At 64.7% G+C, this 15,098-nt stretch carries 11 protein-coding genes; 3 read left to right on the top strand and 8 right to left on the bottom strand.

All coding sequences use genetic code 11. The annotated features are described in order from the left end of the window. Positions 1 to 65 precede the first annotated feature (65 nt). From ACXR2T_RS01400 to ACXR2T_RS01420, 5 genes are all read right to left on the bottom strand, one after another. Positions 66 to 1,247 carry an ABC transporter substrate-binding protein gene (locus ACXR2T_RS01400; RefSeq protein ID WP_458839722.1) on the bottom strand — a complete coding sequence of 394 codons (1,182 nt, stop codon included), beginning with the start codon at positions 1,245 to 1,247 and terminating at the stop codon, positions 66 to 68. 51 nt (positions 1,248 to 1,298) lie between these two features. Further along, positions 1,299 to 2,135 carry a MoaF C-terminal domain-containing protein gene (locus tag ACXR2T_RS01405; protein WP_458839720.1) on the bottom strand — a complete coding sequence of 279 codons (837 nt, stop codon included), beginning with the start codon at positions 2,133 to 2,135 and terminating at the stop codon, positions 1,299 to 1,301. A 272-nt stretch (positions 2,136 to 2,407) separates the two neighbouring features. Beyond that, complete coding sequence (locus ACXR2T_RS01410) at positions 2,408 to 3,307, bottom strand: AraC-like ligand-binding domain-containing protein (protein ID WP_458839763.1); 900 nt, start codon at positions 3,305 to 3,307, stop codon at positions 2,408 to 2,410. A gap of 128 nt (positions 3,308 to 3,435) precedes the next feature. Beyond that, complete coding sequence (locus ACXR2T_RS01415) at positions 3,436 to 4,710, bottom strand: aspartate aminotransferase family protein (RefSeq protein ID WP_458839718.1); 1,275 nt, start codon at positions 4,708 to 4,710, stop codon at positions 3,436 to 3,438. A gap of 107 nt (positions 4,711 to 4,817) precedes the next feature. Next, entirely contained in the window at positions 4,818 to 5,891 is a 1,074-nt protein-coding gene (locus ACXR2T_RS01420) for a phosphotransferase enzyme family protein (protein WP_458839716.1), read from the bottom strand. A 112-nt stretch (positions 5,892 to 6,003) separates the two neighbouring features. On the opposite strand from ACXR2T_RS01420, the gene ACXR2T_RS01425 reads away from it, so the two are divergent. After that, a complete protein-coding gene (locus ACXR2T_RS01425) occupies positions 6,004 to 6,633 on the top strand; it encodes a TetR/AcrR family transcriptional regulator (RefSeq protein ID WP_458814025.1) in 630 nt (209 codons plus the stop codon). Positions 6,634 to 6,684: 51 nt separating this feature from the next. On the opposite strand, the gene ACXR2T_RS01430 is transcribed toward ACXR2T_RS01425, so the two are convergent. Then, positions 6,685 to 8,532, bottom strand: a complete 1,848-nt coding sequence (locus ACXR2T_RS01430; protein WP_458839714.1) for a thiamine pyrophosphate-binding protein — start codon at positions 8,530 to 8,532, stop codon at positions 6,685 to 6,687. A gap of 298 nt (positions 8,533 to 8,830) precedes the next feature. On the opposite strand from ACXR2T_RS01430, the gene ACXR2T_RS01435 reads away from it, so the two are divergent. Next, positions 8,831 to 10,243, top strand: a complete 1,413-nt coding sequence (locus ACXR2T_RS01435) for an MFS transporter (protein WP_458839712.1) — start codon at positions 8,831 to 8,833, stop codon at positions 10,241 to 10,243. 198 nt (positions 10,244 to 10,441) lie between these two features. Here the strand turns inward: ACXR2T_RS01435 and ACXR2T_RS01440 are convergent, their stop codons facing one another. Next, positions 10,442 to 11,182: an IclR family transcriptional regulator gene (locus ACXR2T_RS01440; RefSeq protein WP_458814031.1), complete on the bottom strand. Its 741-nt coding sequence runs from the start codon at positions 11,180 to 11,182 to the stop codon at positions 10,442 to 10,444. Positions 11,183 to 11,328: 146 nt separating this feature from the next. Between ACXR2T_RS01440 and ACXR2T_RS01445 the strand changes: the two genes are divergently transcribed. Beyond that, positions 11,329 to 13,230, top strand: coding sequence for an FAD-dependent monooxygenase (locus tag ACXR2T_RS01445; RefSeq protein ID WP_458839710.1), 1,902 nt, complete (start codon positions 11,329 to 11,331; stop codon positions 13,228 to 13,230). 50 nt (positions 13,231 to 13,280) lie between these two features. On the opposite strand, the gene ACXR2T_RS01450 is transcribed toward ACXR2T_RS01445, so the two are convergent. Next, positions 13,281 to 14,675 carry an ABC transporter substrate-binding protein gene (locus ACXR2T_RS01450; protein WP_458839709.1) on the bottom strand — a complete coding sequence of 465 codons (1,395 nt, stop codon included), beginning with the start codon at positions 14,673 to 14,675 and terminating at the stop codon, positions 13,281 to 13,283. Positions 14,676 to 15,098: the final 423 nt, after the last annotated feature.

Genomic DNA, 15,098 nt, shown 5'->3' on the forward strand with positions numbered 1-15,098 from the left:
ACAATTCGAGCCCGGCGCGGCCTGTGCTGCTTGACGCACGGCGGCCGCGCCGGGCTGAAAGGGGGTTAGCTTGCGGGGGCGAGCAGCCAGTCGTCGGCCGACTTCTCCCACGCGTTCGTCTTCGACTTCAGCACGACGGGCCAGCCGCCGGGCTCATAGTCTTGCGCGGCAATTTTGTCGAACTGGTACGAGAAGGCAAGCATGTCGTTGTCGATGGGCGCCATGCTCGAGAGCGCTTCGTTGACGCTGTCGCGAGTGATGTCGCCGTCAATGCTCTTGAGTACCTCAACCATAAACGTGGCAGCGAGGTAGCCACCCTGGCTAAACGACGTGAGTGTGATGTCGTTGTCGGTCATGAGTGATTTCCACTCGGCGTTGATGTCGCTGTCTTCGGTGAACGGGTAGAACTCGGCGGGCACGTACACGCCTGCGCCAGCGTCATCGATGGCGGCAGCGAAGCTCTCGCTGTAGACGGCGGTGAGAAACAGGAACGTGACGTCGTCCCAGCCCTGCTGATTGGCGGCCTTGATCTGGCCGATGCCGTCGGGTTCAACCGCGTTCGAGACGATCGCGTCGCAGCCGGCCTTCTTCGCCTTCACGATGTATGGCGTGTAGTCGGCACCGCCGTAGGGCACGGTGTCGTCAACGAGCAGCGGCTCCTTGCCCGTGATCTCGCTCCAGCGGTCAACGGCCGCCTGATATGCGGGGCCGGTCGAGCCGATCACACTGGTGAATACGCACAGGTTCTCGAGGCCCAGCTCTTCAGAGCCGTACAGCATTGTGAGCGTGGTGTCGTTGAACGGACCAATGTTGACCGGGGCGATGTTGGGGGAGCTGAAGCAGCCGGGGTCGACGCCGATGCCCTGGATTGAGCGCACGCCCTCTTGCTCGTAGTACTTGGCGTTGATCTCGCAGTCGAGCAGCGATGCACCGCCCACGAGCGCAACCACTTCGTCGCTCCCCACAAGATCGCGCGCCGAAGCGGTAGCCGTTGCGGGGTCGGCCTTGTCATCACTCGCCTTGTACTCGATCATGCGGCCGTTAATGCCGCCGGCCTCGTTGACCTTGTCGAAGACGGCCGCAGCGGCTTCAGACGCCTCTGGGAAGGTGGCGGGGCCACTGATCGTGTTGACCGACCCGAGCTTGATGGGCGCGCCGTCGCCCCCACCATCGGCACCGGCGCAGCCGGTGAGTGCGAGCGCGCAGGCCGCGGTGAGCGCGGCGGCGCTGAGAAAGCGTGACTTCATTGTGTGCCTTTCAAAGCGGGGGAAGGGATGAAATGTGTCAGCAAACGAAACTTAGACCGGCCAGACGTCGGGGTATTCGAGGCCGCCGCCGGGGTAAATGTGGCCGCCCGCCTTCGAGTGCTCGGCCTCGCCCGACGCCGTGATGCCCAGAAAGACGCCGGTGGTGCGCAGCTGGTAGCCGAGATCGTGCAACCAAACGCTCGCAACGGCGATGCGAAACTCCCTAAAGCAGAAGAGGTAGAGGCCATCTTCGAACTTCCACACCGTCGACATGTCGACGTCGCCGTGGCCGCGCTGCACACCCTGCACGCACTGCCACGCATAGCGCTCGCTCGACAGGTAGACGTGTTCGTACAGGTGGTGCGGGCTGTAGCGATAGAGGTTGCGCTTGCCCACGAGGTAGCGCGAGGGGCTAGGCGCCTCACCGGTTGCTTCGCCGCGGTCGGTCGTGCCAGCCCAGAAGGTTTGGCCGACGCGGGGCTCGCCGTCTACGTCTGCCTCGCCGATCACCGAACGGGTGACGAGGGCACGGTGGGTCGACTCTGAGTACACGACCGTGATCTGCTCGCGCTCGCGCGACTCAATGGGCAGGTTCACGAACATGATGTCTGAGCGTACGCGCACCGCATCGTAGGGGTCACTCAGCTCGCCGTCGGTGGCGAAGGCGCCCGTCGCGCTCCAGCGCACACGGTCTGCCCCGAACGCGAGGGCGATTGTGCCGCCGTCATCAAGCGTCACGGTGAGCTCGGTGCCGTTGAGTGAGCCGCTGGGCAGGCGGTACGTGTCGATGCCCGCCGCGAACTCATCGTAGCTGCGCCACTCGTTCGCGTCTGCCGCGCGCGAATCATCGGCCACAGCGATGTCTTGATAGGGCTGTGCGCTGGTCATTGTCAATACGCTCCTTTGCGTTATGAGGTGACACGGCAACCCAGCGCTCATGACAAGTGTCTGGGTATCCGTAGACCTTTAATGTACGCAGCGTATAGAAATTTCGTGCACGCTCAGGCTGTGCTGTGCGCGCCCAGTCAAGTGCCGGGCGCGCTCGCGCAAGGAGTGTCACGGCGCGGTCACGGCGCGGTCACGGCGCACGCCAAGACCGGGCCGCGGCGCGGTGCGAAGCGGGGCGCTCTACCGCCAGGCTGTTCTGTACAGGGCCGCTGCTAGCGCAGCCGCAGCTCACTGGGGCTCACGCCGTAAGCCGCTTTGAAGACGCGACTAAAATGCGCCGCATCAGTAAAGCCCCAACGCATCGCCACCGCGGCCACGGGCCGGTCAGAAAGCACCGGATCAAGGAGGTCCTCACGGCAGCGCTCGAGTCGGCGCTGCCTGATCCACGTTGACACGGTCGTGTCGGCCTGGCGAAATAACGAGTGCAGGTGCCTCGTAGACACGTAGTGGGCGTGAGCAATGCTGCCGGGTGACAGCTCGGGGCTCGCAAGGTTGTCATCGATATAGGCATAGATGCGCTGGAGCAGCAGCTGGTGTGGGTCGCGCGTTGCGGATCCCGTGTCAAGAATGCTCGAGAATAGCGTCGCGATGAGGTCAAGGCTGGTGTGCGCAAGTTTGGTGCGTACTCGATCGGTCAGCGGCTCAAGCTGTGCCGGAAACTGCGACAGAAACGACGAGATGACCGGGGCGAGCCCGCTGTGTTCTTTGCTCAGAGCTACAGCGGTGAGCTGCTCGGTGACGGGCACGGGCAGATCGAGTCGGTTTTTGGGAAACATCATGATGAGGTTGCGCATGTCTTCGCCAAACAGCAGTGAGTACGGTCGTGAGGTGTCGTAGACCGAGAGGTCACCCGGCTGCATAACCACCTCACGCCCGTCTTGCACGAGAATGCTTGACCCCGACAGCAGCAGGCTGACCTTGTAGTATCCGCTGCCGCCGTGCGCGATTTCTTCGGGAGTGCGCTCCACGAGGTGCGGCTTTGCCTCGACCTCGGTGAACACGACATCGTCTGCGTCTGCAGAATTGAGTTTGCCACTGAACGTGCCGCTGCCCTCGGCCGAGATGCGCAGCGGCACGAACGAGTGTGACGCGAGCGAGCTGAAACTGCCGATGTTGTCTGCCCGCTCAGGCGGCGTGCTGGCAGCGCCCGGGCGTAGCCCAGTTACTTTCTCCACGAAGCGCACCTCATTGTCAATCGAACTCCACGGCTGTAGAAATTATCGCAGCCGTTGCCGAGAGACTACACCGAAACCTCGTCGAGCGCTTCCTGAAGCGCTCCGAGCAGCAGGGGTAGCTCGGCGTCGCTGAAGGCGAGCGGCGGCCGCACCTTGAGCACGCTCTCATCGCGGCCGATGCGCGAAATGAGCACGTGGCGAGTCTTCATCGCCTCCACGACCTGTTTCGCGAGCTGGGGTGCGGCGACCCCGTCGACGGCGAAGTCGAGCCCCAAGAAGAGGCCCGTGCCCTTCGCCGCACGCACGAAGTCGTAGCGTGCAGCGAACTCCTGAAACTTCGCAAGCGCCGCAGTGCCGAGCGAGGCGGCGCGCGCCATCAGCTCTTCTTGCTCCATCTCTTCGAGCACGGCTTCGCCGACGGCGGCCGAGACCGGGTTGCCCGCAAACGTGTTGAAGAATTCGTTGCGCGCACCAAAAGCGTCGAGCACACGCTCGCTCGTGACGACCGCCGACATGGGGTGACCATTGCCCATGGGCTTGCCCATCGTGACGAGATCGGGGGTCATGCCGGCGTAGTCGTGGCCCCACATGTGGCTACCGGTGCGGCCAAAGCCGCTCTGCACCTCGTCTGCGATGACCATGCCGCCCGCGCGCTGCACACGCTCTACGATGCCGTCGACAAGCCCCTCGGGCACGCGCGGCATGCCCTCGGTCGAAAACAGCGGGTCAAAGAGGCAGGCGGCAACGCCAAAGCCCGCCTCCTGCAGCGAGGCGATCGCAGAGTCTAGGCCCGCGAGTGTCTCGGCGAGTACCTCCGCCGCGGGGCGCGGGTCGATATCGAGATCCGGGATCCGGATCGTGCGCACATGCTCGCCGAGCGGCTCGCGGGTCTTGAGGCCTGTGGTGAGCTGGGCGAGCGTGATTGTGGTGCCGTGGTAGCTGTAGTCAGAGACGATCATGCCGGTATTGCCGGTGAGCTGGCGAGCGATGCGAATGGCGAGCTCGTTGGCTTCTGAACCCGAGTTGCCATAGAGCACACGGTCGAGCTCGGGGCGAAACGTTCCGAGCAGGCGTTCTGAGTAGTCGACGACGCGCTCATTGAGGTAGCGCGTGTGAATATTGAGCGTCGCCGCCTGGTCAGCGAGCGCCCGCACCACTCGGTCGTTGCAGTGGCCTACGTGTGGCACATTGTTGTAGCCGTCGAGGTATTTTTCGCCCGAGGCTTCGGTGAACCATACGCCCTTCGCTGAGACGAACTGCAGCGGTTCGTTGTAGAACAGGGGGGAGTAGGGGCCGATCGTGCGGTTGCGGCGGGCAATGAGGTCTGGTGTGGTGGTCATGGGTTCAAACTTTCTGGTTATGCTGTGCGCGTTGATTGCTGGGGAGAAACGCGCCAGCGTTTGTTGCAATTCACGTTGGCGCCATTGCGCCAAGCGAGTCGTAGAATCTAGGCGATGAGCTGGCGTGAGAGCGCGACGATGTGCGGCAGCACGGTCGTCGCGTGCCACTCAGCCGTGGGCTCGCCGCGCCGATCGGCCGCCCAGCCGAGGTACGTCAGGCCCCGGGCGAGCAGCATCGCGGGGAACGCGGCGTGGTCGTCGGCATCAAGCGGGCGCACGGATTCGTAACCCGCGAAGAGCGCCGCGCGGTACTCGTCGTGCCGCGGGTGCGGGGTGTAGAAGTAGATCGCGGTGGCGAGGTCGAAGAGGTGCCAGCCGGCGGCGAAGTCGTCGAAGTCGATGAGCACGAGGCCTTCGTCGGTGCGCAATACATTCTCGGGTGTGAGGTCGGCGTGAATCGCCCCGAATCGGCCCGCGGGGGTGCCGTAGTCGCCGAGCTCCTCGCGAATGCGGGCAATCGCGGCGACGACCGCAGCCCTATCGTCGCCCGCGAGCTCCCAGATGCGCAGCGGGTCGCCCCACGCAGGGCTTTCACCGACGAGGCCGTCGAGATCCCAGTCGTCGCGGGGCACCGCCATCTCGTAACCGGAGCGGGCCGTGGCGTCGTGTACCTGCGCGATGAGCCTGCCGAGCGCCTCAAAATCGCCGGGCTCAAGCTGGGCGGTGCCGTCGACACCGGTGCGCTCGTCACCAAAGTTGCCGTGGTTGGGAATGAGCCGCTGCAGGTCGACCTGGTGGGGACCTGCGGGGTGCGCGGCTCGGCCTGCGCCAGAATCGCCTGCGCCAGAATCGCCCGCGCCGACCACACAGAAGCCGCGGCCGCCCGGTGCTTCGATGAAGCTCGGCACCGCGACTCCTTCGGCGTGCAGGGCGCGCACGAAGTCGAGCTCGCACGCAAGCTCTGCGTCGCTGTGGTAGCCCTGACGGTGAACGCGCAGCACATAATCTTCGCCCTCGTGCTGCAGGGCAAACACGAAGTTCTCGCGCTGTTTGAGTAGCGTCAGCTCGGCGGCAGGGTCGAAGTCGTAGCGCGCGAGCGCCTCGCGTGCCAGTTCAATCGCTGCCTCGAGGTCGACGACGAATGGCTCAGGCGTGTGGGGGAGTGCGGGTTCGATGGCCACCGTGGGCATCCTTTCGACAAGGGGGCGCGCAGTCACGCGCCTTTCTGTACTCAGAGTATAGAAACTATATCCTTGGTGCACAAGACGGTGGTGTCGCACATAGACTGGACGCATGAGCACGCGATCGTCGCAAGAGACGCCAGCAGTACCCACGCCACCCCTCAGCCTGCGACAGCGCCGGCAGCAGCAAACGCGCCAGGATCTCGTTGCAGCCACGCTCGTTGTGATCGGCGAAGAGGGCGTCGCGGGTACGACTATTGATCGCGTCGCGGCGCAATCGGGCATCTCCCGCGGCACCGTCTACGCCCACTTTTCGGGCGGCCGCGACCAGCTACTGCGCGCAGCATACGCGCAGCTGGGCGAAGACCTCGTGGCCCGCACCCGCGCCGCCGTCTCAGCCGAAACGGGTTGGCGCGGGCAGCTCGCCGCTCTCGCCCGGGCCATGTTCGCCCTCGCGAGCGACGAGCGCGTCGGTCACTTCTACAACGTCTCGGGCCCTGCCCTCATCACCACGGGCTCCGAGCGGGGCATCGGCTCAAGCGCGAGTGCCTCGATGATCCGCGACGCGCTCGCCGCCGCTGCCGCCGCAGGCGAGGTCGCGCAAGACCTCGAAGTTGACGCGACAGCACTGCTCTTGGTTGGGGCGCTACGCGAGGCCGCGACCGGGGTCGCGGCGGGGGCAATTGATCCGGATCATGCCGTGCGTGCCTTCAGTAGGCTCGCGAGCGGCATCGCGCAGTAGCCCGCTGGGCCTCGGTGTCATTGCGCACCGAGGCCGCTAAGCATCGAAACGCTATACGTCGAGGCCGTTGACGCGCTGAATCTCGCGCTGGTACTCGGCGACGACGCCGCGCGAGACGCGGCAGTCGAGCAGGATCGTGCCGCGTGCGCCCGCGTTCGTCCACTCGGCGAGCGCGTCGAGGTCAGACAGCTGCGTCACGCGCACGCCCTGCGCGCCGAGGGCGGTCGCGACGCCCGCGAAGTCGACGTCGGGTATGAGCATGGGGCCCTGATCGAGGCCCATCTCGCCGTACAGGTGAACTTCGGCGCCGTAGGCTGCATCGTTCCACACGACGATCACGCAGCTGGGGGCGACCCGAATCGCGGTTTCAAGGTCGGCGATCGCCATGAGGCCGCCGCCGTCACCCGTGCTGAGCACGGTGGTCGTGCCGGGGGCCGCGGCGGCGACACCCGCGACGGTCGCGAAGCCGAGCCCGATCGTCTGGTAGGCGGTGCCGACCATGACCATGCGCTCGGGGGATGCGACAGGCCAGTACATGTTGGCCCAGCCCAAAAAGTGGCCGCCGTCGGTGGTGACGTGGCGGTCTGCGGGCAGCAGCTCGGCGACGCGGGCGGCCACGGCGCGCGGGTCGAGGCGACCGTCGGGGCAGACTTCGGTGCCCGTGTCACGCACGCGCAGGGCGCCGCCGGGCTCGAGCCCGGCCACCTGTTCGCGCCACGGCGGGGTGCCGCGCGGCACTGCCCAGTCGCCGTGCCGCTCGTGCTCGAGCAGCGTGCGTGCACGCTCAGACTCGACCGCGTGGGTGAGGGCGGTGACGGTGGCGCGCGCGTCGCCCTGCAGTAGCTGGTGCGTGATCGGGTGCTTCGTAACTGGGGGTGCCACCTGCTCGGCGTCGACGCGAATCACGGTCGTGCCGGGGGCGAATAGCTCCCCGAAGCGCATGGTGAACTGGTTCAGGCTTGCGCCCACGACCACGACAACGTCGGCTTGGGCGACGACGTCCATTGCGGCGGTCTGGCCAAATCCACCCGTGACCCCGAGGTCGTACTGGGCGTTGGGAAAGATGCTGCGGCCGAGCGCGGTGGTGGCGGTGAGGGCTCCGAGTGACCCGGCGAGAGCGCCAAGTTCGGCGCCCGCCTTCGCGAGATGAGCGCCGTGGCCCGCGAGAATCAAGGGCCGCTCGGCTTCAATCAGCGTGTGTGCCGCGGTTTCGACCTGGTGGGCGGGGGCGGCTCCTGCCGCGTGCAGTGCGGCGAGACCATCGGGGTGGGGCTTGCTCTGCGCAGTGTCGTGCGCTGCGATCTGGGCTGCATCGTGCTGCGATACCGAGGCAGCGAGCGTGGCAAGCACGGCCGGGTCGTTCAGGTCGATGCCCTCGGGTTTAGGCTTTGGGGCCGGAGCTGGCACCGCGTTTGCGCTCACGATGTCGTAGGGGATGCCGAGCACGACGGGGCGCCGCGCGTGTGCTGCGTACGCCACGGCGCGCTCAACTGTGCGCTCAATGTTGGTGATCGAGAGGGTGTGCGTGCGTACGCCCATCGCCGCGGCCAGCATTTCTTGGTCGACGTCCCACGGGCGCGGGCCGGTGCTCGGGGCGTCGCCGACGACCACGAGCATGGGGGTGCGCGCCTGGGCAGCTTCTGCGAGTGCCGTGAGGGTGTTGGTGAAGCCCGCGCCGTAGGTGGTGGTGGCGATGGCGAGCTTGCCGCTGACGCGGGTGTAGGCGTCGGCGGCGGCGACCGTGCCTGCCTCGTGACGCACAGCCGTGTAGCTCACGCCCTCTGCAGTGAGGTCTTCGATGAGGTGGGCGTTGCCGTTGCCCATGAGGCCAAAGCTGGCCTCGGTGTGCTGGGCGAGGGCGCGTGCAAGCGCGCGGGTGAGCGTGGTGGGTGATGACATCACAGTGCCTTTCGCGTAACTAAGCGAGGTGAGAGTGGGAACCGTGTATGTCTCGCCGGGCGGGGCACCTGTGGCGTACCCGGCAGCAGCGCCCCTTTTTCGAGCGCCTTGCCGGCCGGGCCTTGTGGCGGCCGGGCTGGACACTGAAAGCATAGCGGCACAGGGGTGCAAAGGTGACAAATCTGAGACCATTGGCTAAAGTGACACTCAACACACCGTGTGCAACAATCGGGCAGAGAGTTCGATAGTTGAACTTCACGGAGGTTGACTTGAAACCGACAAGGGAGTCCTCAACATAATGTCTACCCCCGCCAGTACATATTCCATTCCCATCACGCCAGAGAAACGTAGCGAGCTGCGCCGCGTCGCAGCCGCCACCGTGATCGGAACCACGATCGAGTGGTACGACTTCTTCCTCTACGCGAGCGCCGCAGGCCTCGTCTTTGGCAAGTTGTTCTTTGAACCCGCCGGCCCCGAGTTTGCGACGATCCTGTCGTTCGCGACGGTCGGTGTGAGCTTCCTCTTCCGCCCGCTCGGTGCGTTCCTTGCGGGCCACTACGGTGACCGCATCGGCCGCAAGGCGATGCTCGTCATCACGCTGATTCTTATGGGTGTAGCCACCACGCTCATTGGTGTGCTGCCGACATATAACCACGGCGCATACACTGCTGGCATGCTCGCGCCAGTGCTGCTTGTGCTGCTGCGCATCGTGCAGGGTCTCTCGACGGGCGGCGAGTGGGGCGGCGCCGTACTCATGGCTGTCGAGCACGCACCCACGAGGCAACGCGGTCGCATGGGCGCGTTCCCGCAGATCGGCGTGCCGATCGGCCTGCTGCTCGCCTCGGGTGTACTCGCGCTCATGACCGGTGTCATCTCGCCCGGCGAAGCGTTCCTCGAGTGGGGCTGGCGCATTCCGTTCCTGCTGAGCATCGTGCTGATCGTGGTGGGCATCATCGTGCGCCGCACGGTTGAAGAGAGCCCCGTGTTCAACGAGATCGCTGAACGTAAGGAGCGCAGCTCGATGCCCGCTGTGCAGTTGTTCAAGAAGCACGGCCTGCTCGTGCTGCTCGCTGCCCTCACCTTCGCGGGCAACAACGCGGCTGGCTACATGACGACCGGTGGCTACATTCAGAACTACGCCACGCAGCCGCTCGAAGACGGGGGACACGTGGGCATGGAGCGCACGCCCGTGCTGCTCGCGGTCGCGGCGGCTTCGCTCGTGTGGCTCGCGGTGACGTTCTTTGCGGGTGTGATCTCTGACCGGATCGGCCGTAGGAACACCTACATTGCCGGCTGGATCGCGTTTCTTGCCGTTGTCTTCATTCTGTTTCCGCTCGTCAATACGGGCAGTGTGTTCTTGCTGTTCCTGGGGCTCGCACTGTTTGCCATCGGCAACGGGCTCACGTATGGCCAGCAGGCGGCGTACTTCGCCGAGTTGTTCCCCGCCTCGATTCGCTACTCGGGCGTCTCGATTACCTATGCGATCGGCGCGATTCTCGGCGGTGCGTTCGCGCCCATGATCTCGGCTTGGCTGGTTGCTACGGCGGGGTCTGCCACCTCGGTGGCGTTTTACATCGCGGGCGTCATGGTGGTGGCGTTCATTGCCACGCTGCTGCTGCGCGACCGCACGGGCATTCCGCTCGAGCACGAGTACGAAGAGCAGCAGCAGACGGGCCACTTCATCTGGGAGAAGGAACCCGCGAAATGGTGAGGTAGTGTCACCGAACGGGCGAAGGCCCGGTCTCACCGCTCTCCGGTCGCGCAGGCTTCGCCCGCGCTCCTGCCAGACCCAGCCAAGCGGTGAGACCGGGCCTTCGCCCGTTCGGTGGTTCGTCGTCCTGCGGGAGCTTCTCACTTCGTCGTCCTGCGGGAGCGAAGCGAGTCGCAGGACCCACACCCGTGGTGCGCGCTAGCGGTAGTTGCGGGCGACCCGCTCGGCGGCGGCTTTGAGCGCGGCGACGACGTCTTCAACGGGATCCGGAGCGTTGAAATGCACGATCGCGATGGCGGCGGGCGCCTCACCCGCGATGCGCAGCGGCACCGCGATTGAGGTGACGCCGTCGATCACCTCGCTCTCGCTGAGCGCATAACCGCGTTCGGCCGCCGAGACTGACTCGGGCGTGGCGGCCTCCTGCCCAAGCAGTGACGTGCGCTCGGCCTGGCTGAGTGACGCCTCGATCGCGTGGCCTGGGGCGCCCAGCTGCCAGGAGTGGCGGTCACCCGGGCGCCGGGCTACCGCGGCTGCCACGCCGACGGGTTCGACCGACGCGAGCGTGATGATCTCGTCGCCGTCGAGCACCGTGACAAACGCGGTCATGCCGGTGGCCTGCGCGAGCCGGGTGAGCTCGGGGGTGACGGCGGTCGTGAGCCCCGGGGCGACGCCGCGCGCGAGCGCTGCCATGCGTGGGCCGAGGCGAATGAGCCCCGCGTCGTCGCGCAGCGCAAAGCGGTACTCCTCGAGTGTGCGCAGCAGCCGGTACGCGTTTGAGCGGTGCACGCCGAGCTCCTCGGCGAGCTCAGCGATCGACAGCGGGCGCTGTGCCTCACCTAAGATCTCGAGCGCCTTAAGTCCGCGCGCGAGGGTCTGCGATCCAGCGGGGGCGGGCTGCGCCGGCGTAATAGTCGCGGCGGCTTTGGTGGTTGGGCTCATCTCGACATTCTCCTCTAGGGGCCGCTGGGAACTTTGGGTGGGAGTCAGTATTGAGTCTGGCGCACGAAAAGCGTATGATCAGTGTGCGATATTCAAACGACATGTTCATTATATGAACAAAGCAACGACGCTCACAAGGAGTTACAGTGCAGTTTCACCATCACGGTTACGTCTCGGGCGACCCGCGCGTCCTCCCCGCCGCTGGCGTTGGCGCAGACCGCCCCGAAGACCTCCCCGATGAGATCGATGTGCTGATCGTCGGATCCGGCCCCGCGGGCATTGTCGCCGCGGCGCAGCTCGCGCAGTTTCCCGGCGTGGTCACCCGCATCGTTGAGCGCCGCGAGGGGCGCCTCGTGCTGGGCCAGGCCGACGGCATTCAGGCGCGCAGCGTCGAAACTTTTCAGGCGTTCGGCTTTGCCGCGCAGATTCGGCAAGAGGCCTACCAGATCACCGAGACCGTGTTCTGGACTCCTGACCCCGAGAACCGCGAGAACATCGTACGCTCCTCGATTACGCCAGACGACGCCAAGGGCATCAGCGAGTTTCCGCACCTCATCGTCAACCAGGCCCGCGTCATCGACTACTTCGCCGAGTACGGCTCGCGCGCGCCCGCCCGAAGCAAGGTCGACTACGGCTGGGAGTTCGTCGACCTGACGGTAGGCGAGGGTGAGTTCCCCGTCGAAGTGACGCTGCGCCGGGTGAGTGGCCACAGTGGCGCAGGCATCAACGCGGCGGCAGACGACCTTACAGTGAGCGAGACCCGCACGGTGCGCGCCAAGTACGTGGTGGGCGCAGACGGCGCGGGGTCGCGCGTGCGCAAGTCGATCGGTGGATCGCTCTCGGGCTCGACCTCGATGCACGCGTGGGGCGTGATGGACGTGCTCGCGAAGACCGACTTCCCCGACATTCGCAAGAAGTGCATTATTCACTCTGAAGCGGGCAGCATTCTGCATATTCCGCGCGAGGGTAACCACCTCTGCCGCATCTATGTCGACCTCGGTGAGGTCGACGAGAGCGACGGCGGCAAGGTGCGCAAGACGCCGCTGTCAGACGTGGTGGCTCAGGCCAACGCGATCATGCACCCGTACTCGATCGACGTGCAAGACGTGCCCTGGCACAGTGTCTACGAGGTCGCACACCGGCTCACCGACCGCTTTGATGACGCCGCCACCTCGCCTGACGGTAAGCCCCGCGTGTTCTTGATGGGTGACGCCTGCCACACGCACAGCGCCAAGGCCGGCCAGGGCATGAACGTGTCGATGCAAGACGGCTGGAACCTGGGCTGGAAACTCGGGTACGTGCTCGAGGGGCGCAGCCCCGAAGCGCTGCTCGAGACCTACTCGGCCGAGCGCTGGGTGACTTCGAAGAACCTGATCGACTTCGACCACGAATGGTCGTCGCTCATGGCGAAGAAGCCCGAAGAGTTCGACTCGCCGTCTGAGCTTGAAGACTTCTACCTGCAGACCGCCGAGTTCCCTGCCGGGTTTATGACCGAGTACACCGAGTCGATGCTGGTGGGCGACCTCGCACACCAGGCGCTCGCGCCCGGTTTTCCCATCGGCAAGCGCTTCAAGTCAGTTGAAACGACGCGGGTGGCCGACGCCGTCGACGTGCACCTGGGGCACCACCACCGCGCCGACGGCCGCTACCGCATCTACGCGTTCGCTGACGCCGGGGGAGAGAAGCTGGGCCGCTGGGCCGACGCCATGCTGGCCGACGGCTCACCCGTACGCCGATTCACGCCCACGGGCACCGATGTCGACTCGGTGTTCGATGTGAAGGCCGTCTACCAAGAGCAGCACCACGATGTTGCGATTGAGCGGGCGTCAAAGCTATTTCTGCCGGCGTCTGGACCCTTCGGCCTCACCGACTACGAGAAGATCTACGCGGTGCACCGCGACGTCGACATCTTCGAGGAGCGTGGCGTGAGCCGCGACGGAGCCGTGATCGTTGTGCGCCCTGACCAGTACGTGGCGGGCATCTTCACGCTCGATGACACTGACGGGCTCGCTGAGCTGCTCGGCCGCGCGTTTCTGCCGCAGCAGTAGCGACGTGGCGTGCGCCGCAGGTGACCTGCGGCGCACGCTGCTCGACGATATCAGTCGACGGTCACGCCGGCGAGATCGTATGCGGTGTGACCGTACAGGCTGGGCTCGAGCCCGTGTACGTTGTTGCGGTAGAACACGATCTGCTGGCCGAAGGCCGGAGTAATGTACGGGCCGCGTTCGTACTCAATCTGCTGGAGCTCGCCGATCAGCTCGCACTGCTGTGCCGGATCGCTTGTTTCGTAGAGCTTAGCGACGGTGTCGTTGTACTCTTTGTCATCGAAGTGTGACGCATTTTCAGACCCACCGGGGCTGAAGTGGTTGGTCGCAGTAATAATGTAGGGGCTCGACGAGCGACCGATGTAGAACGGCCACTCGGTCCACTCATTCAAGAATGCCGCAGTGTCGAGACGGTTGACTTGAATATCGATTCCGGCTTCGGCTGCCTGCTGTGCAAACAGTTGCGCCGTTTCAAGCATGCCTGGCTGCCCGGCGTTCGTTACGAGCTCGAGCGAGAGGTCTGCAACCCCTGCTTCCTTCAGAAGTTGTTTGGCATGTGAAATGTCTCGCTTGCGTTGGGGCACCTCAGGGGCGTCGCACGCCGTGTTCAGTGTCACGAAGTCGTTCGCGACTGTTGCGTAACCGCCGTAGGCGTTGCTCACGATTTTTTCACGATCAATCACAAGTCTGAGGGCTTCACGTACGCGTGGGTCGTTCAGGGGCGCGATATCGGTTCGCATGCCGATGAGTGAGAATGCTGCGCTGTCAGCTGCGAGCAGTTCAATACTGGGATCGCTTTCAAAGTTCGCCACTTCGGTAAAAGGTAGCCCGTGGGCCACGTCGATTTGGCCGCCGTGAAGAGCGTTCGTGACCGCCGTGAGCTCTTGGAAGTAAGCCAGAGTGACCTCGTCGATCGTGGCTTTCTCACCCCAGTAGTCATCAAACTTTACGACCTTCGCCTCTTGGCCCGGGGTGAACGATTCAATTTGGTACGGCCCAGTGCCCACGGGCTCCGCTTCGCTGGCATTCTTGGTGCTGCGCATCAAGATGCGGTCCATCGCGAATAGCTCTGGGAGCGGGCCGACCGGCTCGCTGAGCTCGAGCTCGAGCGTGTGTTCATCTACAACCTTGATCTTGTTGGGGTCGACAAAGTCGATTGATGAGGAGAACGCCCACGCAGCCGCCGGGTCAAGCATGGCCTGCAAGCTTTCTTGGACGTCTGTCGCGGTGAAGTCTTCACCGTTGTGCAGCTTCACCCCTTCTCGCAGATGAATTGTCCAAGTATCGAGCGTCTCATTGGGCTCCATGGACTCCGCAAGAACGTATTGCACCGCGCCGTCTTTGTCGAAGGTGGTTAGCCCTTCGTAGAGCTGCTGGTACAGCGCCAGGTTCGATACCGAGCCGTGCTGGGCATACGGTTGTAGTTCGTCGGTTGTGCCACCAACCATGCCAATTGAAATTCTGCTCGCGCTTGCAGCATTGCCCGCGGTGTCGCCCCCGGCGCTAGGCGCACAAGAAAGAAGTGAAGTTGCGATCAGTGCTGAGAGCACGACCGCTCCGAGCTGTCGTGCAGTCTTGACTCTGGGTCTTGTCATTTTTGGCACCTGTCTACGGCCAATCCGAGGCCATCACACGGCCAGCAAGAACGCTGCTGGATTGCTAACTGTCACACGAACATACGAAATTTGCGGCACGCTGGCGATGCACGAATGACGGTAAGGCTAGGACTTTCATGATCTAAGACACCTGTTAATGCTCGATGAAAGTACCAGCGAACCCGTGTCCAGTGCATCGCTGTGTCGGCTCTGCTCTGCCTACGCTGGGGGCACTCGGGCGCTACCCCAGCACCCGCACACGAGAAGGACTGTGAA

The sequence above is a fragment of the Leucobacter faecis genome, from assembly GCF_054456635.2.